General features: G+C 71.7%; 22 protein-coding genes. 12 read left to right on the top strand and 10 right to left on the bottom strand.

All coding sequences use genetic code 11. From position 1 onward, the window contains the following. Positions 1 to 229 precede the first annotated feature (229 nt). Positions 230 to 655 carry a helix-turn-helix transcriptional regulator gene (locus tag AB0K67_RS18540; protein ID WP_364061018.1) on the top strand — a complete coding sequence of 142 codons (426 nt, stop codon included), beginning with the start codon at positions 230 to 232 and terminating at the stop codon, positions 653 to 655. Between the two features lie 5 nt (positions 656 to 660). Beyond that, the gene (locus tag AB0K67_RS18545) at positions 661 to 1,074 is read left to right on the top strand and encodes a VOC family protein (protein ID WP_364061021.1); all 414 of its coding nucleotides are present in this window, start codon (positions 661 to 663) and stop codon (positions 1,072 to 1,074) included. A 234-nt stretch (positions 1,075 to 1,308) separates the two neighbouring features. On the opposite strand, the gene AB0K67_RS18550 is transcribed toward AB0K67_RS18545, so the two are convergent. The 3 genes from AB0K67_RS18550 to mce all read right to left on the bottom strand — a co-directional run bounded on the left by AB0K67_RS18550 (position 1,309) and on the right by mce (position 4,652). After that, complete coding sequence (locus AB0K67_RS18550) at positions 1,309 to 2,577, bottom strand: AI-2E family transporter (RefSeq protein WP_364061023.1); 1,269 nt, start codon at positions 2,575 to 2,577, stop codon at positions 1,309 to 1,311. 143 nt (positions 2,578 to 2,720) lie between these two features. Further along, on the bottom strand, positions 2,721 to 4,025 hold the full coding sequence (locus AB0K67_RS18555) for a DivIVA domain-containing protein (protein WP_364061026.1): 1,305 nt from the start codon (positions 4,023 to 4,025) through the stop codon (positions 2,721 to 2,723). Positions 4,026 to 4,229: 204 nt separating this feature from the next. Continuing rightward, on the bottom strand, positions 4,230 to 4,652 hold the full coding sequence (gene mce / locus AB0K67_RS18560; protein ID WP_364061029.1) for a methylmalonyl-CoA epimerase: 423 nt from the start codon (positions 4,650 to 4,652) through the stop codon (positions 4,230 to 4,232). An 85-nt stretch (positions 4,653 to 4,737) separates the two neighbouring features. Between mce and AB0K67_RS18565 the strand changes: the two genes are divergently transcribed. Further along, positions 4,738 to 5,925, top strand: coding sequence for an acetyl-CoA C-acetyltransferase (locus tag AB0K67_RS18565; protein ID WP_364061032.1), 1,188 nt, complete (start codon positions 4,738 to 4,740; stop codon positions 5,923 to 5,925). Positions 5,926 to 5,932: 7 nt separating this feature from the next. Here the strand turns inward: AB0K67_RS18565 and AB0K67_RS18570 are convergent, their stop codons facing one another. The 4 genes from AB0K67_RS18570 to AB0K67_RS18585 form a co-directional block, all read right to left on the bottom strand. Continuing rightward, positions 5,933 to 6,304 (bottom strand): hypothetical protein, encoded by a 372-nt coding sequence (locus AB0K67_RS18570; protein WP_364061035.1) that lies wholly within the window; start codon positions 6,302 to 6,304, stop codon positions 5,933 to 5,935. Positions 6,305 to 6,511: 207 nt separating this feature from the next. Beyond that, entirely contained in the window at positions 6,512 to 6,664 is a 153-nt protein-coding gene (locus tag AB0K67_RS18575) for a hypothetical protein (RefSeq protein ID WP_364061038.1), read from the bottom strand. Positions 6,665 to 6,818: 154 nt separating this feature from the next. After that, on the bottom strand, positions 6,819 to 7,490 hold the full coding sequence (locus AB0K67_RS18580) for a DUF4230 domain-containing protein (RefSeq protein WP_364061041.1): 672 nt from the start codon (positions 7,488 to 7,490) through the stop codon (positions 6,819 to 6,821). A gap of 152 nt (positions 7,491 to 7,642) precedes the next feature. Beyond that, the gene (locus AB0K67_RS18585) at positions 7,643 to 9,034 is read right to left on the bottom strand and encodes a hypothetical protein (protein WP_364061044.1); all 1,392 of its coding nucleotides are present in this window, start codon (positions 9,032 to 9,034) and stop codon (positions 7,643 to 7,645) included. 228 nt (positions 9,035 to 9,262) lie between these two features. Here AB0K67_RS18585 and AB0K67_RS18590 point away from each other — a divergent pair, with 228 nt between their 5' ends. The 4 genes from AB0K67_RS18590 to AB0K67_RS18605 are packed head-to-tail and all read left to right on the top strand — an operon-like array spanning position 9,263 to position 12,835. Continuing rightward, on the top strand, positions 9,263 to 9,814 hold the full coding sequence (locus tag AB0K67_RS18590) for a MarR family transcriptional regulator (protein ID WP_364061047.1): 552 nt from the start codon (positions 9,263 to 9,265) through the stop codon (positions 9,812 to 9,814). Beyond that, positions 9,798 to 10,730: a tetratricopeptide repeat protein gene (locus AB0K67_RS18595; RefSeq protein ID WP_364061050.1), complete on the top strand. Its 933-nt coding sequence runs from the start codon at positions 9,798 to 9,800 to the stop codon at positions 10,728 to 10,730. Before AB0K67_RS18590 ends, AB0K67_RS18595 begins: the two co-directional genes overlap by 17 nt. A 9-nt stretch (positions 10,731 to 10,739) precedes the next feature. Continuing rightward, on the top strand, positions 10,740 to 11,369 hold the full coding sequence (locus tag AB0K67_RS18600) for a cytidylate kinase-like family protein (RefSeq protein ID WP_364061053.1): 630 nt from the start codon (positions 10,740 to 10,742) through the stop codon (positions 11,367 to 11,369). A gap of 56 nt (positions 11,370 to 11,425) precedes the next feature. Further along, positions 11,426 to 12,835 carry an NAD-dependent malic enzyme gene (locus AB0K67_RS18605; protein ID WP_364061056.1) on the top strand — a complete coding sequence of 470 codons (1,410 nt, stop codon included), beginning with the start codon at positions 11,426 to 11,428 and terminating at the stop codon, positions 12,833 to 12,835. A gap of 224 nt (positions 12,836 to 13,059) precedes the next feature. Here the strand turns inward: AB0K67_RS18605 and AB0K67_RS18610 are convergent, their stop codons facing one another. After that, the gene (locus tag AB0K67_RS18610) at positions 13,060 to 13,557 is read right to left on the bottom strand and encodes a hypothetical protein (RefSeq protein WP_364061059.1); all 498 of its coding nucleotides are present in this window, start codon (positions 13,555 to 13,557) and stop codon (positions 13,060 to 13,062) included. Between the two features lie 192 nt (positions 13,558 to 13,749). Between AB0K67_RS18610 and AB0K67_RS18615 the strand changes: the two genes are divergently transcribed. The 5 genes from AB0K67_RS18615 (at position 13,750) to rodA (ending at position 19,308) form a co-directional block, all read left to right on the top strand. Beyond that, positions 13,750 to 14,778, top strand: a complete 1,029-nt coding sequence (locus tag AB0K67_RS18615; RefSeq protein WP_364061062.1) for a rod shape-determining protein — start codon at positions 13,750 to 13,752, stop codon at positions 14,776 to 14,778. A 155-nt stretch (positions 14,779 to 14,933) separates the two neighbouring features. Further along, on the top strand, positions 14,934 to 15,716 hold the full coding sequence (gene mreC / locus AB0K67_RS18620; protein ID WP_364061065.1) for a rod shape-determining protein MreC: 783 nt from the start codon (positions 14,934 to 14,936) through the stop codon (positions 15,714 to 15,716). Continuing rightward, on the top strand, positions 15,706 to 16,401 hold the full coding sequence (locus AB0K67_RS18625) for a hypothetical protein (protein WP_364061068.1): 696 nt from the start codon (positions 15,706 to 15,708) through the stop codon (positions 16,399 to 16,401). Before mreC ends, AB0K67_RS18625 begins: the two co-directional genes overlap by 11 nt. After that, positions 16,283 to 18,142, top strand: coding sequence for a penicillin-binding protein 2 (mrdA, locus tag AB0K67_RS18630; protein WP_364061391.1), 1,860 nt, complete (start codon positions 16,283 to 16,285; stop codon positions 18,140 to 18,142). The genes AB0K67_RS18625 and mrdA overlap by 119 nt, the downstream gene beginning before the upstream one ends. Further along, the gene (rodA, locus tag AB0K67_RS18635) at positions 18,139 to 19,308 is read left to right on the top strand and encodes a rod shape-determining protein RodA (protein ID WP_364061071.1); all 1,170 of its coding nucleotides are present in this window, start codon (positions 18,139 to 18,141) and stop codon (positions 19,306 to 19,308) included. Before mrdA ends, rodA begins: the two co-directional genes overlap by 4 nt. 2 nt (positions 19,309 to 19,310) lie before the next feature. Here the strand turns inward: rodA and AB0K67_RS18640 are convergent, their stop codons facing one another. Beyond that, positions 19,311 to 20,861 (bottom strand): glycerol-3-phosphate dehydrogenase/oxidase, encoded by a 1,551-nt coding sequence (locus AB0K67_RS18640; RefSeq protein WP_364061074.1) that lies wholly within the window; start codon positions 20,859 to 20,861, stop codon positions 19,311 to 19,313. Beyond that, on the bottom strand, positions 20,858 to 22,342 hold the full coding sequence (gene glpK, locus AB0K67_RS18645) for a glycerol kinase GlpK (RefSeq protein WP_364061077.1): 1,485 nt from the start codon (positions 22,340 to 22,342) through the stop codon (positions 20,858 to 20,860). The genes AB0K67_RS18640 and glpK overlap by 4 nt, the downstream gene beginning before the upstream one ends. Between the last annotated feature and the right edge of the window lie 68 nt (positions 22,343 to 22,410).

Genomic DNA, 22,410 nt, shown 5'->3' on the forward strand with positions numbered 1-22,410 from the left:
CGCGCGACGACCGGCCTGACGTGCGTGAAGCCGTGCGGTGACCGGGCCGGCCGAGTGCGAGGCGGAGCGCTGCCCGGCCGTGCCGATCCAGGTGGACAGTGGCGCAGCGGGTGACCGGGTGTGCGTGCAGAAGGGCGCGCCGCCGCCGTGACCAGGCGAGTGAAGGGCGGGGCGTGCGTGGCTGAGCCGGGGGCGGGGGATTGTCGGTGGGGTGTGCCATGCTGGGGACGTGACGCTTGAGGACCTGGTCAGGCTGCGGCGAGCACGCGATGTGATCAATCGCGACTATGCCGAGCCGCTCGACGTGCCCGCGCTGGCTCGCGTCGCCCTCATGTCGCCCGGGCACTTCTCGCGCAGCTTCCGTGCGGCGTTCGGGGAGACGCCCTACAGCTACCTCATGACGCGCCGCATCGAGCGGGCCAAGGCGCTGCTGCGGCGCGGCGACATGACGGTGACCGAGGTGTGCTTCGCGGTCGGCTGTACGTCGCTGGGCTCGTTCAGCTCCCGCTTCACCGAGCTGGTCGGCGAGAGCCCGAGCGCCTACCGCGCCCGTGACCACCACGAGGCGGCCGCCATCCCGTCCTGTTACGCGAAGAAGTATTCCCGGCCGGTGCGGCGTCAGGCGGCGAAGACAGCGTCCCGACACGTAACGTGACCGGCATGGACATCCGACTCAACACCTGCTTCATCGCGGTCGACGACCACGACAAGGCGCTCGCCTTCTACCGCGACTGCCTCGGCCTGGAGGTGCGCCAGGACGTCGGTTTCGAGGGCATGCGCTGGATCACGCTCGGCTCGCCCTCGCAGCCCGACGTCAACATCGTCCTGGAGCCGCCGCTCGCCGACCCCGACGCCTCGCCCGCCGACCGGCAGGCCATGGCGGAGCTGCTCGCCAAGGGGCTGCTGCGCGCGGTCATCTTCGAGACCGACGACTGCGATGCGACGTTCGAGCGCATCAGGGACGCCGGCTACGAGGTGCTGGAGGAGCCGACCGACCAGCCTTATGGCGTACGCGACTTCGCCGTCCGCGACCCGGCGGGCAACATGCTGCGCATCAACCAGGCGGCCAAGTGACCCTCCGGGCACTCCGGTAGCCGATGGTCCGATGGGGCGGCCCGCTGGGTCTCGGTCAGACGCGCCGGTGACGGCGCCGCTTGCCGTGACCGGCCCTCTGCTGCGTATCAGCCGGTGACGGCGCTGCTTGCTGAGGTTCGGCCATCTGCTGCGCATCAACAGGTTGCGCGGATCACCACGCTGCTCCGGACCGGCCCGGCCGGGGGCAGGTGCCCCGGTGGTGCGGGGCGGGGGTCAGATGCGGTCTTGGTGGGGTACGACGACCTCGCGGATGATCAGGGCGATCGCCGCCGCCACCGGGATCGCGAGCAGGGCGCCGACGATGCCGAGGAGGGCGCCGCCGAACAGGGCGGCGATCACGGTCACCGCGGGCGTGACGTCCACCGAGCGCTTCATCACCCTGGGGTAGACGAAGTAGTTCTCGATCTGCTGGTAGACCACGAAGAAGATCGCGCAGGCGATGCCCGCGGGCAGGGAGTCGAGCAGCGCCACGCCGGTGACGATGACCGCGCCGATGGTGGCGCCCACGAGCGGGATGAGGTCGGTCAGCGCCACGACGAGGGCGAGCGCGAGCGCGTACTGGACGCCGATGATCGACAGGAAGATCCAGGTCAGCACGCCCGCGATGGCGGAGATGAGCACGTTGCCGGCGACGTACCCGCCGATGCCGGTGAGGATCTCCTCGGCCATCGCCCGCGTCCGCGCCCGCCGCGAGGCCGGGACGAGCTTGAGCAGATACTCCTTGATCGTGTGCAGTGAGCCGAGGAAGTACAGCATGAGCACCACGAGCGTCACCGTGGTGAACACGCCGTTGAGCACCACCAGGCCCGCGCCCATGATGCCGCTGGCCAGCGCCGGGCCGAGCGTGGTGGTGACGAACGTACGGACCTGGGGGAGTATCTGGTACTCGGCGTCGAGCTTGCGCAGCGTGGGATGGTTGCTCAGCTCGGTGATGTAGCCCGGCAGGGCGTCGATGAACTCGGTGAGCTGCTTGCTGACCGGCGGCACGATCGCCAGCCCGAACAGCACGAACGCCACGATGACGCCGATGAACACGATCGCGATGGCGCCCCGCCTGGCCAGGCCGCGGCGCTGGAGCGCCTCGACGATCGGGTTGAGTCCGACGGCCAGGAACATCGCGACGACGACCAGGATGATCGTGCTCAGCGAGGCCACGATCATCTGGGCGAGCGCGATCGCCGTCAGCACGCCCAGGCCGCCGACCAGGCCGAACAGGAAGGGGCCGCGAGCCAGCGGCTTGCCGGGCGCCCCATAGGCCCGCCCGCCCACGCTGCCGGTGGCCTCCTCGCGTTCGGAGGGGCGTCCCGGCTCTCCGTCGCCGGCTGGCTCGCGTGATGCGGAAGGCCGCTCCGCCTGTTCGTGTTCCGGGGGTACTCCTGGCTCGCCGTCCGGTGACTGCTCGCGTACGGGAGGGTGGTCGGCCGGAGGCGGCGGGGGTGGTGCTTCGTCCCGCTTGGTCGCGGGCCCGACGTCTGCGGACAACAGAGAACTCCAGGAGGGGTCGGTGACGACGGTGCATGACGGGCTCGTACCGGTTCGTACACGCCCATCGGCAAAGAGAGAGCCTAGCGACCGTGCGGTCGCCAGGCTCTCCCCAGCCGTCGTTCAGCCCCCGTGAGCGGTCGCTACTCCTGCCACCACTCAGCGTCGTCCTCGGCCTTGGCCTCGGCCTTCGAAGCGGGCGTCGTCGCCGGGGCGGACGACTCCGAGGCCGACGTCGAGGCGGCGGCGAGTGCGGGCTTCGCCGGAGCCGCGGTGACGGGCTCGGGGGCGGGGGAGTCCATGCCCGGCAGCGGGGCGCCGCCGAGGAGCTGGCGGAGCTGCGCGAGGTGGCTGGTGATGCTGTCGCGCTGGCGGGTCAGCTCGTCGACCTGGCGCTGCATCGCGGTGCGGGTGCGCTCGGCCTCGTTCTTCGCCTCGGTGACGATGGTCTCGGCGCTGGCCTTGGCCTCGGCGACGATGCTCTCGGCGCTCTTGCGGGCGTTGGCGACGAGCTGCTTGGCGTGCAGGTCGGCCTCGCGGCGGGTCTGCTCGGCCTGCTGCGTGGCCTTAGTGGCCCGCGACTCGGCGGTGGCGGCGCGCTGCTCGGCCTCGGCGACCAGCTTCTGCGTGGCGGCCTGGGCGGTGGCGTGGCGCTCGGCCTCCTGGCGCTCGGCCTCCTCGCGGCGGGCGGCGAGCTGGATCTCGAACTCGGCTTCGTCCTGGGCCCGCTTGGCCTCGGACTCCTCCAGCACCCGCTGCGCCTGGGCGCGCATCTCGTCGGCCTGCCGCTTGGCGGCGGTGAGGATCTCGTCGCGCTCGCGCTTGGTCGAGGCCCGCAGCTGGGCGACCTCGCGCTCGGTGGTGGTGCGGAGCTTGGCGATCTCGCGCTCGGCGTCGGCGCGCTTCTCGGCGACCTCGTGGTCGGCGGTGGCGCGGAGCTTGGCGGCCTCGCGCTCGGTGGTGTTGGTCAGCTCCTCGGCCTCGCGGCGGGCGGTCGAGCGGATGTCCTCGGCATCGCGCTCGGCGCTGGTGCGCATCTCGTCGGCCTCGCGGGTGGCCTGGGCGCGCTTTTCGGCGGCCTCGGCCTCGGCGGCGGCGCGCATCTCGGCGGCCTCTACCTTCGCGGCGGCCTTGATCTCGTTGGCCTCGGACCTCGCGGCCTGGACGAGCTCGGTCGCCTGCTCCTCGGCCAGGCGGAGCAGCTGCTCGATGCGGGCGCCGAGACCGGAGTAGGTGGGGCGTTCCTGCTCCTGCAGCTGGCGCTGGGAGTCGGACAGGTCGCGCTGGAGCGCGGCGATCTGCTCCTTGGCCTGGCGGAGCTCCCCGTCGAGCTGCTTGAGATGGTCGTGGACCTGGTGCCGGTCGTAGCCGCGCAGCACGACGTCGAACTCGCGTGCTGGGGCGTCCTCGAAGAAGTTGTTGAGCTGGGCGTCGATGTCGGACTGCATGGAGGCTCGATCCTGGGTTGTCGAGACGGCTACACGGGCCGGACGGGGGGTTCGGGGCATCCGTACCAGGAGCCTGTGCCTCTCGGCAGGCCCCATGTCCGGTGGAAGGTCAAGCGTACTCCGCTGGTGCCGCGTGCGAAGCCCCGTCCAACTTTCTGCGTGACTAGTTACATATGAGCGGTTTTTACGTTTTGTGGCGGTCTGCTATCGCTTGGCGGCTTGGACCAGCTCTGTCAGCATTCCACCCACGTCTTTGGGGTGCAGGAACGCGATTTGCGAGCCCATGGACCCGTGCCTGGGACGCTCGTCCAGCAATCTCACACCCTTCTCCCCGATTTTCGACATGGCGTCAGCGACGTCGGGCACCCCAAATGCCACGTGATGGACGCCCTCGCCCCGCTTCGCCAGGAATTTTCCCACAGGTGAGTCGTCGGAGAGCGGTTCAAGGAGCTGAATGTAGGAACCCCCGCCCTCGCCGTCGGCGATGTGCAGCATGGCCTCCTTCACCCCCTGCTCCTCGTTGACCTCCCTGGCGACGACCTCAAGATCGAACAGCCGGGAGAACAGCTCGATCTTCTCTTCCAGATCTCGACAGGCGATCCCGATGTGGTCGATGCGCATGAACATGTGTGGTCCACCTCCATGGCGAGCGGCGCCTTACTCGTGGGTATGGTGTCAAAGACCCGACGCGCGAGCACAGGAGGCCGTTGTCATGTCCAGTTCCGTCATCGTCGCCGGAGCTCGCACCCCCATCGGCAAGCTGCTCGGTTCCCTGTCCGGACTGCAGGCCGTGGAGCTGGGCGGCATCGCGATCAAGGCGGCGCTCGAAAGGGCCGGAGTCGCCCCCGACGCCGTCGAGTACGTGATCATGGGCCAGGTGCTCCAGGCCGGCGCCGGGCAGATCCCCTCCCGCCAGGCCGCCGTGAAGGCCGGCATCCCGATGACCGTCCCGTCGATCACCATCAACAAGGTCTGCCTGTCGGGCCTCGACGCCATCGCGCTCGCCGACCAGCTCATCAGGGCGGGCGAGTTCGAGATCGTGGTGGCGGGCGGCATGGAGTCCATGACCAACGCGCCCCACCTGCTGCCGGGACTGCGCAAGGGCGTCAAGTACGGTGGCTCGCAGGTGATCGACTCTATGGCGCACGACGGCCTGTTCTGCGCGTTCGACCAGTGCGCGATGGGCGAGTCCACCGAGCGCCACAACGCCAGGCTCGGCATCGGCCGCGAGGAGCAGGACCGCCTGGCGGCCCGCTCGCACCAGCTCGCCGCCGCGGCCATCAAGAACGGCGTGTTCGACGACGAGATCGTCCCCGTCGAGATCCCGCAGCGCCGGGGGGAGCCGGTCATCGTCAAGGAGGACGAGGGCGTACGCGGCGACACCACCGTCGAGACGCTGGCCAAGCTCCGCCCGGCCTTCGCGCCCGACGGCACGATCACCGCGGGCTCGGCCTCCCAGATCTCCGACGGCGCCTGCGCGGTCGTCGTGATGTCCAAGGCCAAGGCCGAGGAACTGGGACTGCCCTGGCTGGCCGAGATCGGCCGCCACGGCAACGTCGCGGGCCCCGACGCCTCGCTGCAGTCGCAGCCCGCCAACGCCATCAAGCACGCCATGAAGCGGCAGGGCGTCACGGCCGACGACCTCGACCTGGTGGAGATCAACGAGGCGTTCGCCAGCGTGGTGCTCCAGTCGGTCAAGGAGCTGGGCGTGCCGCTCGACAAGGTCAACGTCAACGGCGGCGGCATCGCGCTCGGCCACCCGATCGGCGCCTCGGGCGCGCGCATCGTGCTCACGCTGGCGCACGAGCTGCGCCGCAGGGGCGGCGGCCTGGGCGCGGCCGGTCTGTGCGGCGGCGGCGGCCAGGGCGACGCGCTGCTGATCAGCGTTCCGAAGTCCTGACGCCCGCTCAGGAGGGGCCGTCCTCCGGCGGCGGCTCGGTGGTCATGCTGCCGTCCTCACGGGGTGGCTGAGCGGTCATGCGGACGTCCCCTCGGGGCGGCTCTGTGGTCATGTGTACGTCGGCCGCGTTCCCAGTCGCGATGACGCCCGAGTTGTCGCCGTTGACCACCACGGAACCTGCTCCTGCATTCCGGGGCGGGTCGCCGCGGATCAACCCGTACACGGAGACCCCCAGCCCGGCGAGCCCCACGAACGCCCCGACCACCCCGGTCAGGGTGTCGGTCTCGTCCAGCCCCGTGCCCGCGGCGTGGACGCAGAGCGCCGCCAGGGCGACGACAGCGACCACGGAGCCGCTCCACACCAGTGCGCGCCTGCTCATACGAGCATCATCATCCGCCCGCGCGCGATGACACAACGTGACGAACGCCGGGCATGACGAAGCCCCGGTCCGCGCTGAAGGACCGGGGCCTCGTCGATGCCGCCTCCCGCACCGGCCAGGACTCCGGCACGGAAGTTCGCGGCCGCCCCTACGGGGGCGCTTCAGCCCGGCCGCGAGGGAGGATGCGGCCGGGCCGTCTGTGGGCGGTCATGAGGACAGCAGCCGGGCGAAGACCGAGCGGTGCCGGCGCTCGGCCGGCCGCTCGCGTCCCGCCTGCCGCGCGCGGCGCTCCTCGGCGGCGGCGCGGCGCAGCTCGGATGCCTGGTACTGCATGACCGCGTAGTCGAATTCGGCGTTCATCCCGATGCCCCTTCAGTTCGTTCCCCTGCACTCTTAAGACTCCGCCTAAGGCCCCCTCCCGCACATCGGGCGGATGCCCTATCTCTCGGCGCCGGCCCGGATGAGGAGTACTTAGACGGGCGCACGAAGCGCCTAAGGCGCAGGTGAGGAGCGTCTAGGGCTCGTCGGTGAACTTGACCGTGACCTTGGTGAAGCCCAGGGATCTGAGCAGTCCCGACAGCATCGCCTTGGTGTTGGCGTCGGCCCTGGCCCGCAGGTCGCCGGCCACGGCCGCCTCGGTGATCTTCTTCTCGGCCAGGAGGTACAGCTCCCGCTGGTCGCCGGGCGAGCCGGACAGGAAGTCGCTCACCCGGTCGATCAGGCCGCGCTGCTGGGCGAAGACATAGGAGCGCCGGTTGTCCAGGTTGGGCTTCTCAAGCTGCGCCCTGGGCACGCGGACGGTGGCCTCGGTGCGGTCCTGCGAGACCGTCACGCCGTCCGCCGCCAGCGTGGAGAAGTCGACGTAGGCGTCCACCCCGCCCGCCCCGACGAACAACGTGCGGGTGCCCTTGATGGCGTCGGGCAGGAAGGCGGCGTCCTTCTCCAGGTCGACGACCACCTGGAAGTTCCCCGTCGCGGCCTCGAACCTGGCCAGGTCCTTGATGGACTGCAGCACCACCGGCTGGCTGCGGTCGATGGTCCGCTCGCCCAGCGGGTCGAGCCACGACCAGGCCAGCCGCCCGCCCACCACCAGCAGCACGGCCAGCACCAGCAGGCCCGCCGCGTATCGCCACCACCGGCTCCGCCCGGGACTCACCGCGGGCGGCGACGTCTGGGAAGTCGTCATGCGGCATGAGTACCCGCTGAGCGATCATCAGTGCCCGCTTCCCGGTGACAACTTGGCTCCCTTTAGGAGACGGACCCGCTTCAGGAAACGGACCCGCCGCCGGACGCGGACCCGCCTCAGGACGCGGACCCGCCTCAGGACGCGGACCCGCGTCAGGAGACGGAGCCGCCCGCCGCCTCGGGCCGGCCAGCCGACGGGGTCTGCGACGTGGTGCCGGGCGCCGCGTCCACCGTGGTCCCGGGGCCCGGGTAGACGGGGTAGACGTGGCTCGACTCCGGCGTCGGACGCACCTGCGGTGCCATGCGCGCGTGGCCCGGGCCGCCGCCGAAGTGGGTGCTCGACAGGCGGCAGCCCTGGAAGTCGGTGTAGAACATGCGCAGCCACTCGCGGCGCTGCGGCTCGCTCAGCGAGGAGAACCACTGCGTGGCGAACTGGTGCTCGGGCAGCGGAGTGCCCGGCAGCGGCTCGCCGCGCAGCCAGGCCGTCACGATCTGCCGGTAGCCCTCCGCCACCGTGGTCTGGCAGCGGGGCGCCAGCGACTCGACGTACTCGTACGCCGCCTCCTCGGCGAACCCGGCCGACAGGTCGGGCACGTGCACCGGCGCGAGCCCGTTGGCCGGCTTCAGCTCGTCGTCCAGCGGGCGCTGCTCGACCCGCGTGAACGCGGCGGGCGTGCCCGCCAGCCTGGAGGCGATCTGCGTGAACGTCGCCCCAAGCTCGGTCAGCCCCGCCCGCATGCCGGGATGCACGCACACGGTGATCGGCCACTCCTGGCAGCTGTAGGCGATGTCGACCGCCGCGGCCGGCTTGGCCTGGGTCAGCACCCGCGACACTCCCATGCCGGCCGCGAGCACGGCGAGCAGCGCGCACGCCAGCACCATGGCCTGCCTGGTCACCAGCGCCGCCCAGCCGAGCAGCAGCGCGGCCGTGATGCCGAGCAGCCAGATCGTCTGGTCGAGGAACGTCGTGCCGCTGAGGCCCTGGAACAGGTCGTACGGCTCGCCGGTGCCGGGCGCGAGCTTGTCGGCCCAGCCCCGGTCGTCGGCCAGCCAGGAGAACAGCCCGTAGCAGGCGAGCCCGGCGATCGGCGGCGTGTACGGCCGCGGCGCGACCCAGCCGGCCACCCACCCGATCACCGAGTAGAGCGCCAGCCCGGCCATGCCCATGCCGAGGCCCGAGAAGCTGAGCCGGCCCGCCTGGTCGGTGAGCACCGTCTTGACGGCCAGCACCAGCACCGTGGCGCCGAACGAGCCCAGCACCACCACCACGATCGCGAGCGGCGCCTTGAGCGCCCGCCACGTCGTGAGCGAGCGCCCGCGCAGCGCGCGGCGCTTGCGCAGCGCCACCCAGGCGGCGAAGGCCGCGGCCACGGGCCCGGTCAGCCGGAGCGAGCCGATGACCGCGGCCACGATGTTCTCCCACGCGTCTACGCCCGGGATCAGGACGTTCCACGCCGCGATCAGGCCGACAGCAAGCAGGACGGCGACGGTGACGGCCGCGCTGTGCTTCAGCTCCTCCCGTGAAACGCCCGCGTGCTCACGCACCCTTATCCCCGTTGAAGTTCATCAAGCACCCCCCGTGCCCCGAGGCGAAGCGGAGCCGGACAGTCACGGCCGGTCCCCACAGGCCGTGAACTTGGCGTCCGCGTCACCATACGTACGAGAACCATAACTGAGCGTGATGATTGACGTCCGGATTCTTGGTCAAGCAAAGAGAGCTGTCGCTGACAGTAATCAGACGAACCGGGACGAGCGGCGCGCTACCGTAGCGCTGTGTCGCAGCCCAAGCCGCTCAACCTGCCGTTCGATCCCATCGACCGCGCCGCGGAGAGCTGGCGCGCTCACTTCGGGCCTTCCGCCGCCATGGCCGCCGTCACCTCGATCATGAGAGCGCATCAGATCCTGCTGTCGCAACTTGACTCGCTCCTGAAGCCCTATGACTTGACCTTCGCCAGATATGAGGCGCTTGTCCTGTTGACCTTCAGCAGAACGGGTGCGCTGCCGCTGTCCAAGATCGGGGAACGTCTCATGGTTCATCCCACGAGCGTCACGAACACGGTGGACAGGCTGGAGAAGTCCGGTTTCGTGTGCCGCATGCCCAACCCGCGCGACGGCCGCGGCGTGCTCGCCGAGATCACCGACAAGGGCAGGGACGTCGTGCGCCGCGCCACCGCCGACCTCATGGAGGCCGAGTTCGGTCTCGGCATGTACGCCGAGGACGAACTCCACCGGATGTTCGACCAGTTGCGCACGTTGCGGGTGGCGGCGGGTGACTTCCCGGCTTCGTCCATACGGCAAGATGAAGAGCATGGCGGACTTCTCTAGGCCCGGGTCACTCTACGGAGCGATAGACCTGGGCGCGCGCAAGCAGGCTCTTGAGGCGCAGGCCCGGCGGGAGGCGGCAGGTCCCCAGGCGGCGTCGGCCTCGGTCGTCGACGTGACCGAGGAGACGTTCTCTGCGGAGGTGATCGAGCGGTCGATGACCGTGCCGGTCGTCATCGACCTGTGGTCGCCGAGGGCGCCGGGCAGCGCACAGCTCAGTCCCGTCCTGGAGAAGGTGGTCGGCGACCTGGGCGGCAAGGTCGTCCTGGCCAAGGTCAACGTCGACGCCAGCCCGCAGATCGCGCAGGCGCTGCGGGTGCAGGCGGTGCCGACCGTGCTGGCGATCTTCCAGGGCCAGGCCGTGACCGGATTCCAGCAGGTGCTGCCCGAGCAGGAGGTGCGGCGCTGGCTCGACGAGCTGATGAAGGCCGTCGAGCAGTTCTACCAGGCCAATCCGGGCGCCAGGCCGCCGGCGCAGGGCGAGGGCCAGGCGCAGGCCGCCCCGCCCGCCGACCCCGACCTGGTCGCCGCCGAGCAGGCCATCGAGGCGGGCGACTACGACGCGGCGATCGCGGCCTACGAGCGGCTGCTGGCCCGCGCGCCCGGCAACGAGGACGCCAAGATGGGGCTGGCGGGGGTCAGCCTGATCAAGCGCACGTCTCAGCTCGACCCCGCCGACGTGCAGCGGCGCCAGGAAAACCCCGACGACATCGACGCCCAGCTCGACGCCGCCGACCTGGAGATGCTGGCCGGCAAGGTCGACGAGGCGTTCAACCGCATCATCGCGGTGGTCAAGCGCACCTCAGGCGACGAGCGCGACCGGGCGAGGAAGCATTTGCTCGGCCTTTTCGACACCCTGCCCGCCGATGACCCATCTTTGGGGAAAGCGCGCAGAGCGTTGGCGAGCGCCCTGTTCTAGCCTGGGGGTATGCGGGTCGTCACCATATCGGCGACATACGGCACGGCCGGTAGCCAGATAGGCCCGGCCGTGGCCGAGCGGCTCGGCGTGCCCTTCGTCGACCGCGCGATCCCCAGCGCGGTGGCCGAGGAGCTGGGCTGCACGCTCGAGGAGGCGCTCGCCCACGACGACCGCGCCGAGCACGGCCTGGGGCGGCTGTTCTCCGGGGCGATGCGGCTGCCGACGGTGACGTTCGGGGGCGTCGACATGTACGTCCCCGGCGCGATGCCGCTCGCCCCCGAGGAGTTCGTCCGCCACACCGAGCGCCTGCTCAAGGAGATGGCCCGCGACCAGGGCGGCGTCTTCCTCGGCCGGGCGGGCGCGGTGGTGCTCGCCGGCCATCCCGGCGCGCTGCACGTGCGGCTCGACGCGCCGCTGCGGCGCCGCGTTCACCAGACGGCCACGCTCGGCTCGATGAGCGAGCGTGAGGCACGCGACATCATCGAGGACAACGACCGCGCGAGGACCGCGTACGTACGCCACTTCTACCGCGTCGATCCGTCCGATCCGTGCCTGTATCACATGGTTCTCGACAGCACCACGATTCCCATTCCCGCGTGCGTGGAGCTGATCGTCATGGCGGCCGAGGCGCGGGGTTGACCGAAAGCCCCCTAACATGGGAGGCATTCTTGGTCAGTCCCGAAGGAGCGATCGACGTGACGACCGTCCCAAGTGTGTCGTACTCCATCACCGTGCGGCTTGAGGTGCCGGCCGGCGGCAGTGCCGTAAGCCAGCTCACCCACGCCGTCGAGTCGGCCGGGGGGGTCGTCACCGCCCTCGACGTCACCAACGCGGGGCATGAGAAGCTCCGCATCGACGTGACCTGCGCGGCGAGGGACACCGACCACGCCCAGGCGATCGTCGACAGCCTTGAGGCCATCGAGGGCGTCGTCATCCACAAGGTGTCCGACCGCACGTTCCTCATGCATCTCGGCGGCAAGATCGAGATGAAGTCGAAGGTGCCGCTGCGCAACCGCGACGAGCTGTCCATGGCCTACACGCCCGGCGTGGCGCGCGTGTCGATGGCGATCGCGCGTAACAAGGAGGACGCGCGGCGCCTGACCATCAAGCGCAACACCGTGGCGGTCGTCACCGACGGTTCGGCCGTGCTGGGGCTGGGCAACATCGGTCCCGAGGCCGCGCTGCCCGTCATGGAGGGCAAGGCGGCGCTGTTCAAACGCTTCGCCGGCATCGACGCCTGGCCGATCTGCCTCGACACCCAGGACGTCGACGAGATCGTCCGCACCGTGCAGGTGATCGCTCCCGGGTTCGGCGGCATCAACCTCGAGGACATCGGCGCGCCGCGCTGCTTCGAGGTCGAGCGGCGGCTGCGCGAGCTGCTCGACATCCCCGTCTTCCACGACGACCAGCACGGCACCGCCATCTGCGTGCTCGCGGCGCTCACCAACGCGCTGCGGGTGGTCAACAAGAACATCGAAGACGTCAAGATCACCATGGCGGGCGCGGGCGCGGCCGGCAACGCCGTGCTGCGGCTGCTGCTGGCGGCCGGGGCCCGCAACGTCATCGTCTGCGACTACCTCGGCGCCGTCCACAAGGGGCGCGACGACCTCGACGACTCGCTGCGCTGGATCGCCGACCACACCAACGCCGAGGGCTACTCCGGCGACCTGCGCGGCGCGGTCAAGGGCGCCGACGTGTTCGTGGGCGTGTCCGCGCCCGGCATCCTCACCGGTGACGACATCGCCTCGATGGCGCCCGATCCGGTCGTGTTCGCGCTGGCCAACCCCGAGCCCGAGGTGTCGCCCGACGAGGCGCGCCAGCACGCCGCCGTGGTCGCCACCGGCCGCTCCGACTACCCCAACCAGATCAACAACGTGCTGGCCTTCCCCGGCGTGTTCCGCGGGCTGCTCGACGCGCAGGCCGCCGGGGTGACGCAGGAGATGCTGCTGGCCGCCGCCGGTGCCCTGGCCGCCGTCGTCACGCCCGAGGAGCTGGGGCCCAACTACATCATCCCCAGCGTCTTCCACCCCGACGTCGCCACCGCGGTTGCCGCCGCCGTCCGCGAGTCCGCGGGCGGTCGTGCCCGGGGCTTCACCGAGGCCTGATCTCCCGCGAGGCCGCGCGCCCCGGCCTCCGCGCTGGAGCCCGTCGCCGGTCCGTCCGCCTTCGAGCTTCGCGCCGAGGCCGGTCCATCCCGGTTCGGCTGCCGAGCCGGGCGCCCAGATTCCCGCGCTGAGGCTCGGCCGTTGGAGTTCGGCCGCCGCACTGAGGCTTTGTCCGCCCCGTCCCCTTCACTCAGGGGGCGGGGCGGTCGCATGTGCGCGGCCGGTCATGAGGCGGGGACGGCGCTGGTCGCGGCGGGCATCAGGCGGTGGCTCTCCTGGAAGACCAGGTTGTGGGCGTCGGCGGCGGCGATGGCGCGGAGCGTGTCGAGCTGCCCGGCCGCGTCGGACTCGTCGAAGACGTTCAGCGGCCAGTCGCCGACCGTGTTGCCGCGCAGGTGCGGGTGGAGGAAATCGCAGCCGAAGTGGGCGACGAGCGCGATCGGCTGCACGCGGGCGGCGCGCTGCTCCGGCCAGGTGAGCGACCACATCGCGTTCAGCCCGCCCTCCCGCGACCGGGTGACGCCGCTGGCGACGACCTCCCCGGTGCCGAGCAGCAGGTCGGCATTGGCCTCGTCGAGCACCCGGCACGCCACCGGGTCGAGCAGCTCGACGGCACGGGCGAAGAGGCGTTCCTTGTCATCGCGCGTGACGGCCCCGCCGTGCACGCCGTCGCGCAGATCCGTGAAGTGCCTGATCAGGGCTTCGTTCATCGGTGTACGCATGCCCACCACCTGCCCCGCCATAGGCGCACGCCACCTCACCTTGGGTACAACTCCCGCTACAGAAAAGCTCTACTCACATGTTGCGAAAACTTGCTTATGGAGTTATAAGTTTTTCAGATGCGGGCGAAGTGTCACACCGCCCTGAGTGCTGTTCCTCTGTCACCGCGGGTCCAGTCCATTTCCTGGGGGGACATGTCTGTGCTGGATTTCCTCGGCCGTGACATGGCAGTAGACCTCGGCACGGCCAACACGCTCGTCTACGTCCGCAACAAGGGCATCGTCCTCGATGAGCCCTCGGTCGTGGCGCTCAACACCAGGACCGAGAAGATCGTCGCGGTCGGCGCCGAGGCCAAACAGATGATCGGCAGGACGCCCGGTCACATCGTGGCCATCCGCCCGCTCGCCGACGGCGTCATCACCGACCTGGAGGTGGCGGAGCGCATGCTGCGCTACTTCATCCAGAAGGTGCACCGCCGCCGCCACTTCACCCAGCCGCGCCTGGTGGTGGCCGTGCCGAGCGGGACGACCGGGGTGGAGCAGCGCGCGGTCAAGGAGGCGGGCTACCAGGCGGGCGCCCGCAAGGTGTACATCATCGAGGAGCCCATGGCGGCCGCCATCGGAGCCGGGCTGCCGGTGCACGAGGCGGTCGGCAGCATGGTGGTCGACATCGGCGGCGGCACGACCGAGGTGGCGGTGATCTCGCTGGGCGGCATCGTGACCGCCCGTTCGCTGCGGGTCGGCGGTGACGAGCTGGACGAGGCGATCATCTCGTACGTCAAGAAGGAGCACTCGCTGCTGCTGGGCGAGCGCACCGCCGAGCAGATCAAGATCGAGCTGGGCTTCGCCTGGCCGCAGGAGGAGGAGCCGAAGGCCGACATCAGAGGCCGCGACCTGGTCAGCGGGCTGCCGAGGACGGTCACGATCTCGGCGGGGGAAGTCCGTGAGGCCATCGAGGAGCCGGTGCACATGATCATCGACGCCGTCCAGACGGCGCTCGACCAGTGCCCGCCCGAGCTGGCCGGCGACCTGGTCAGGACCGGCATCGTGCTGACCGGCGGCGGCGCGCTGCTGCGCGGCCTGGACAAGCGGATGAGCCAGGCGACCGGCATGCCGATCAGGACCGTGGACAACCCGCTGCACTCGGTGGCGCTGGGGTCGGGACGGTGCGTGGAGGAGTTCGACCGGCTCCACGGCGTGCTGATCCCCGAACCCAGACGGTAGGGCCGTACACCCGACCGGCCTGCCTCAGGCGGGCCCTTTTCGAGAACGGGTGTGCCCGGCCGATCCGGTTCCCCCGATGGCCCGCCAGGGAGGGTGGCGTAAGCGCCCTCCCCGAAGTCGTTCCGGCACGTTCTGCTTTCGAGAGGTGGTGAGCGATGCGTGGGCGTCCGTTGCGGCGTCACCGGGTACTGGCGATCCTGCTGGTCGCCGGTGCCGTGCTGGTCACGCTGGACCTGCGCGGGCACGCGTCGGTGATGCGTGCCGCGTCCGCCGCCGTGGTGGGGCCGGCCGAGGAGTTGCTCGGCGAGGCCACCAGGCCGCTCGGCTCGCTCGCGGGCGGCGGTGACGCGGTCCGCCGCGCCGAGGAGGCCGAGCGGCGCGCCAACCGGCTGGCCGCCGAGCTGTGGGCCGAGCGGGCGGCCCGCGCCCGCGACGCCCAGCGCCACCGCATCGAGGCGGCGCATCCGAGCGTGTCGCTGGTCGACGCCCGGGTGGTCGCGGTACGCGGCGACAGCGTCACCATCGACGCGGGCACCCGGCAGGGAGTGGCCGCCGACATGGCCGTCGTCACCGCGGACGGCCTGGCGGGACGGGTCGTCGAGGCCGGTCCCGACGTCGCCACCGTACTGTCGATCACCGCGCCGTCGGCCGCCGTCGGAGTCAGGGTGGCCGGTTCCGGCGTGATCGGCACGGTCGAGGGCCGCCGCGACGGGCTGCTCGCGCTGCGGCTGCTCGACGCCGACACCGAGCTTCGGCCGGGCCGGCGGGTGGAGACGCTGGGGTCGAGCGGGGGCAGGCCATACCCGCCAGGCGTGCCCGTGGGCACCGTCGAGCGCGTGGACCCCGCCCGTGACCAGCTCACCCGCACCGCACTGGTGCGCCCGGCCGTCACCTTCAGCACCCTCGACGTGGTGGGCGTGATCAAGGATGCGGATTAGGCTCGCCGCGGCGGTGGCGCTGGCCCCGCTGCTCGACGTGACCCTGCTCGGGCGGCTGCCGTTCCCCGCGCCCGATCTGTCGCTGGCCGTGGCGGTGGCGGCCGGCGTGCTGACGGGGCCGGTCTCCGGAGCGGTGACCGGCTTCGCGGCCGGGCTGGTCGCCGACCTGGTGCCGCCCGCGCTGCCGCCCGCCGGGCGCAGCGCGCTGCTGTTCTGCCTGGCCGGATACGCCGCGGGATGGCTCGCCCGCAGGCTGCCGGGCACCGCCGGGGTGTTCGCCGCGAGCGCGGCCGGCGGCCTGCTCCCGGTGCTCGCCGCGCTGCTCCTGGGTGTCTGGCCGGGCGCGCCCGCGCCGGAGCCCGGCCACGTGGCGGACGCCACGGCGGCCATCGCCCTGCCGGACGCCGGAGCGGCGCTCGCCGCGTTCCCGTGCAACCTGATCGCCGGCCCGCTGATGTGGCGCCTGCTGATCCGGCGCCGCCGGGCTTCACGGAGACTTCCCGATGCGACACTCACGCTTCCGGCTGCCACTGGTGCACCTGCTGGTGGCGGTGCTCTTCATCACCTTGCTCGGACGGCTGTGGCAGGTGCAGATCGTGGACGGCGAGCGCTACACCCGAGCCGCCGTCGCCGACCACGTACGCCGCATCGCCATCCCGCCCGTGCGCGGGCGCATCCTCGATGACCGGGGCCGCCCGCTGGCCCGCAACCGCGCCGAGATGACGGTCTCGGTGGACCGCGTGGCGCTGCGCCGCCAGCCCGACGGCGGCCGCGCCACGCTGCGGGCGCTGGCCGAGCTGCTCGACCGGCCCTACAAGGAGCTGGCCAGGCGGATCCGGCTGTGCGGGCCGAAGGTGGGCAAGCCGTGCTGGGCGGGCTCGCCGTACCAGCCGATCCCGGTCGCCGAGGGGGTGGCCGAGCGCAAGGCGATGCAGATCGTCGAGCGTCCCGAGCGCTTCCCCGGCGTGAGCGCGGCGCCCGCCCCCGTACGCGACCACCCGCGCGGCGAGCTGGCCGCGCACGTGCTCGGCTACCTGTCGCCCGGCGAGGGCAAGGGCGCCGACGGCCTGGAGGCCGCCTACGAGGCCGACCTGAAGGGCCGCCCCGGCAGCAGGGAGGTGGTGGTGGACAGCGCGGGCCAGGTGCTGCGCACGGTGCGCGAGCAGCCGCCGGTGCCCGGCTCGACGCTGGTCACCAGCATCGACGCGGACGTGCAGCGGGTTGTGGAGCGCGCGCTGAGCAAGGCGGTACGCGGCGCGCGCGGCGCTGACTCGGGCGCGGCCGTGGTGATGGAGGCGCGCACCGGCAGGATCGTCGCGATGGCCTCCGCCCCCGGCTATGACCCCCGCGTGTGGACGGGCGGCATCGACCAGGCCGACTACCGGAAGCTGACCAGGGACGACCGGCTGCTGTCGCGGGCCGTTCAAGGTCAGTGGCCGCCCGCGTCCACCTGGAAGATCGTCTCCACGGCCGCCGCCGCGGCCTCCGGCTACCCGCTCGACGGCCGCTACGACTGCCCCGGCTCGTACCAGGTGGGTGACCGTGCGTTCCGCAACGCGGGCGGCGCGGACCTCGGCACCATGAACCTGCACCGCGCGCTCGTCGTGTCGTGCGACACGATCTACTACCGCTTCGCCGAGCAGCTCTGGGGCAAGGGCGACGACGAGGCCATGCAGCGCATGGCGCGGGCGTTCGGCTTCGGCGCGAAGACCGGCGTGGACCTGCCCGGCGAGGCCGCGGGACGGGTGCCCGACCGGGCGTGGAAGAAGGCGTTCTGGGAGGCGACCAGGGACGAGACGTGCGAGGCGGCACGCAAGGGCTACCCGGAGGTCGCCAAGAAGGACCCCCGCAGGGCCGCCTACCTGAAGGCGGTGGCCGCCGAGAACTGCGCGGGCGGCTACGCCTGGAGCGCCGGAGACGCCGCGAACTTCTCCATCGGCCAGGGCGACGTGCTGGTCACGCCGCTGCAGCTGGCCCGCGCGTACGCGGCGCTGGCCAACGGCGGCACGCTGTTCAGCCCGCGCGTCGGCAAGGAGGTGCGCGGCCCCGACGGCGCCCTCGTACGGAAGATCACCCCGCCCGTCGCGGGACGCCTGCCGGTGCCCGCCAAGACCCTGCGCTACCTGCGCGACGCCCTGGCCGAGGTGCCGAGGTCGGGCACGGCGGCGCAGGCGTTCGACGGGTTCCCGTTCGGCAGGCTGGCGGTGGCCGGCAAGACCGGCACGGCCGAGGCGTACGGGACCACCGACACGTCCTGGTTCGCCTCCTTCGCCCCCGCGAAGAAGCCGAAGTACGTGGTGGTGGCCGTGGTCTCCAAGGGCGGCGCGGGCGGCGAGGCCGCGGCGCCCGCCGTCAGGGAGATCTGGTCCGGCATGTACGGCCTGGAGGGCCGCAAGGCCGCGCTGCCCGAGCGGAGCCGCCGATGACCGCCACCCAGGATCCCCAGGTCCTGCGCCGCCTGCGCGCGGACGGCGCGCTGCCGGGCCCGCGCCGCCGCGGGCTGCTGCGGCTGCTCAAGGCCGTGGACTGGCCGCTGCTGCTGCCCGCCCTGGCGCTCTCGCTGGCCGGCGTGCTGCTGGTCTGGTCGGCGACCCGGCCGAGGATGGCCGCGGCCGGTGACGACCCGCAGACGTACCTCGTCAGGCAGTCCGTGAACGTGCTGGTCGGCCTGGCCGTCATGGCGGTGGTCGCGCTGCCCGGCCGTGGCGCGCTGCGCGCCTGGGCGCTGCCCGCCTACCTGGTGAGCGTGCTCGGCCTGGCCGCCGTGCTGACCCCGCTGGGCAGGACCGCCAACGGCGCGCAGTCGTGGCTGAGCATCGGCGGGCTTGAGCTGCAGCCGTCGGAGCCGGCCAAGGTCACGCTGGTGCTCATGCTGGCCGTGCTGCTCGCCGAGCGCTCGCGCAGGCGGGTGCCGCTCGCGCTGGCGGCGGCCGGGCTGCCGCTCGGCCTCATCATGCTCCAGCCCGACCTCGGCACCGCGATGATCATGGTGGTGACCACCGGCGGCATGCTCGTGGTGGCCGGTGTGCGCTGGCGGTGGCTGGCGCTGCTGGCCGGGGCGGGGGCCGGCGCGGCGGTCGCGGCCTGGTTCCTCGGGCTGCTCCGCCCGCACCAGGTGCAGCGGCTGCTCACGTTCGCCGATCCGATGGCCGATCCGCAGGGCGCCGGCTACAACGCGGCGCAGGCGCTGGTGACGGTCGGCTCCGGCGGGCTGTTCGGGCGCGGGCTGTTCCACGGCGACCAGACCGGCGGCAGGTTCGTCCCCGAGCAGCACACCGACTTCATCTTCACGGTCGCGGGGGAGGAGCTGGGCTTCGCCGGCGCGGCGCTGCTGCTCGTGCTGCTCTGGCTGGTGCTGCACAGGGCGCTGGCGATCGCGGCGGCGGCCGCCACCCCGTACGGCAGGCTGGCCGCCGCCGGCATCGTGTGCTGGCTGGCCGCGCAGACGTTCATCAACGTCGGCATGGTGGTGGGGCTGACCCCGATCGTGGGCGTGCCGCTGCCGTTCGTCTCGTACGGCGGCTCGTCGATCGTGGCCTGCCTGGCGGCGGTGGGCGTGCTGATGTCCGTACGCCGCCAGGCGAGCCGGTGACTTCAGGCCAGCAGTTCGGCGATCTTCGCCCGGACCTCGGGCGTGTCCAGGCCGCGTACGGTGAGCGTGGTGCGGCGGCGGACGATGTCGTCCACCGTGGCCGCCCACTCGTGGTCGCGGGCGTAGACCGCCTGCGCCCAGATGTCGGGCCCGTCGGGGTGGATGCGCTCGCCGAGCGACGGGTCCTCGCGGATCATCCTGGCCAGGTCGAACGCGATCGACCCGTAGTGGGTGGCGAGGTGCCTGGCGACCAGCGGGTCCATGCGGGCATCGCGCTCGCGGTCGGTCCACAGCCGCATGGCCACCGCGTCGGGGCTGGCCAGGCCCGGCAGCGGCACCGCGGGCAGCGGGGTGACCAGGTCGTCGCCGAGCGGCCGGTCCGGCAGGTGGGCGAGGATGTCGAACACGTGCTTGCCGATGTGCCGGTACGTCGTCCACTTGCCGCCCGCCACCGACAGCATGCCGCCTGAGCCCATGGTCAGCACGGTCTCCCGCTTGGCCGCCGTCACATCCTCGGGCCCGCCGGGCAGCACCCGCAGGCCGGCGAAGGCGTAGGTGATGTCCTCGCGCCTGAGCTGGGTGTCGCGTACGGAGTGCCCGGCCTCGTCGAGGATCTGCGCGATGTCGGCCTCGGTCGGGCGGACGTCGGCCGGGTCGCCCACGTACTCCTCGTCGGTGGTGCCGAGCAGCAGGTGGTCCTCCCACGGGATGGCGAACGACACCCGGTACTTGTCGATCGGCGTGGTCAGCGCCGCCTTCCACGGCTCGTGACGGCGCAGCACCAGGTGCGCGCCCTTGGACAGGCGGATGCTCGGCGCGGCGTCCGGGTCCTCCATGCGCCGCAGGTGGTCCACCCACGGCCCGGTGGCGTTGAGCACGAGCCTGGCCGAGACGCCGAACTCGGTGCCGTCGAGCCGGTCGCGCAGCTCGGCGCCGCACACGGTGCCGTTCGTCTTGCGCAGGTCGACGACCTCGGCGTGGTTGAGCACGGTGGCGCCCGCGTCCACGGCGGCCCGCACGGTCATGACGGCTACGCGGGAGTCGTTCATCTGGTGGTCGCCGTAGACGGCCGCGCCGCGCAGCCCCTCGGTGCGCAGCGCCGGCACCTTGGCCACGGCCTGGTTCGGCGTGATCACCTTGCCCATGCCGTCGCCGAACACCGACAGCGCCGAGTACAGGAACACGCCCGCGCCCAGCTTGGCCGCGCCGTGCGGCCCGCCCTTGTAGATGGGCACCAGGAACGTCAGCGGCTTGACCAGGTGGGGGGCGATGTCGGCGGCCAGCGCCCGGCGCTCGCGGTGGTTCTCCGCCACCAGCTTGACGTTGCCCGTCTGCAGGTAGCGCAGGCCGCCGTGGACGAGCTTGGACGAGGCGCTGGAGGTGGCGCCGGCGAAGTCGCCCGCGTCCACCATCGCCACCCGCAGCCCTGCCTGGGCGGCCATCCAGGTGACCGAGGTGCCGAGGATGCCGCCGCCGATCACCAGCAGGTCGAAAGTGGTGGTGGAGAGCTCCTCGCGGACCTGTGCCCGGTCGGTGCCGATCGTGGTCGTCATGCACACTCCTCCTGCTCGACCCAGTCGAGGGTCCTGGCCACGGCCTTCTTCCAGTTGCGGTATTCGCGCTCGCGGACCTGCTCGTCGATGGCCGGCCGCCACTCGGCGGCCTTGTGCCAGTTGGCGCGCAGGCTGTCGAGATCGGGCCAGTAGCCGGTGGCGAGGCCCGCGGCGTACGCGGCGCCGAGCGCGGTCGTCTCCGACACCATCGGCCTGATCACCGGCACGGCAAGCACGTCGGCGAGCGTCTGCATGAGCAGGTTGTCGGCCGTCATGCCGCCGTCGGCGCGCAGCGTCGTCAGGTCGAGGCCGGAGTCGGCGTTCATGGCGTCGACGACCTCGCGGGTCTGCCACGCGGTCGCCTCCAGCACGGCCCGCGCGATGTGTCCCTTGGTCACGAACCCGGTCAGCCCCGCGATCACGCCCCGCGCGTCGGAGCGCCAGTGCGGAGCGAACAGCCCCGAGAAGGCGGGGACGAAGTAGCAGCCGCCGTTGTCGTCGACGGTCCGCGCCAGCGTCTCGATCTCGGCCGCGCTGGAGATCAGGCCGAGGTTGTCGCGCAGCCACTGCACCAGCGAGCCGGTGACCGCGATGGCGCCCTCCAGCGCGTACGTGGCCGGTCCCGCGCCGATCTGGTAGCCCACGGTGGTCAGCAGGCCGTGCTTGGAGACCACCGGCTCGTGCCCGGTGTTCATCAGCAGGAAGCTGCCCGACCCGTACGTGCTCTTCACCTCGCCGGGGGAGAAGCAGGTCTGGCCGAACAGCGCCGCCTGCTGGTCGCCGAGCGCCGACGCCACCGGGACGCCGTCCTGCGTGCGCCCGTAGACCTCGGCCGACGGCCGGATCTCCGGCAGCATGGCGCGCGGCACCCCGAGCGCGGCCAGCAGCTCGTCGTCCCACTCCAGCGTGTGGATGTTCATCAGCATCGTGCGGCTGGCGTTGGTCACGTCGGTGATGTGGCGGCCGGTGAGGTTCCACAGCAGCCAGCTGTCCATCGTGCCGAACAGCACCTCGCCGCGCTCGGCCCGCTCGCGCAGGTCGTGCTCGTCGAGCAGCCAGCGGATCTTGGGCCCGGAGAAGTAGGTGTGCAGCGGCAGCCCGGCCCGCTCCCTGAACAGCGGCTCCCGGTCGGCCAGCGACCTGGTCAGCGCGTCGGTGCGGGTGTCCTGCCAGACCACCGCCGGGCAGACGGGACGGCCGGTGTCGCGCTCCCACAGCACCGTGGTCTCGCGCTGGTTGGTGATGCCCAGCGCGGCGATCTGGCCGTTGTCGATGCCGGCCCCGCTCACCGCCTCGGCCAGCACGCCGCGTACGCATTGCCAGATCTCGCCGGCGTCGTGCTCGACCCAGCCCGGCCTGGGGAAGATCTGCCGGTGCTCGCGCTGGGCGACGGAGATGATGTGGCCGCCTTCGTCGAAGACGATGCACCGGCTGGACGTGGTGCCCTGGTCGATGGCTGCGATGTAGTGCGGTCGAGGCACTGGGTTCCTCGCTAGTGCTCCGGGTTCGACAATGCCGAACGAATGCTATGTGGTGGGTGGTAGGTGTT

This window comes from Nonomuraea sp. NPDC052634, from assembly GCF_040678535.1.
In the GTDB taxonomy this organism is placed as follows: domain Bacteria; phylum Actinomycetota; class Actinomycetes; order Streptosporangiales; family Streptosporangiaceae; genus Nonomuraea; species Nonomuraea fastidiosa.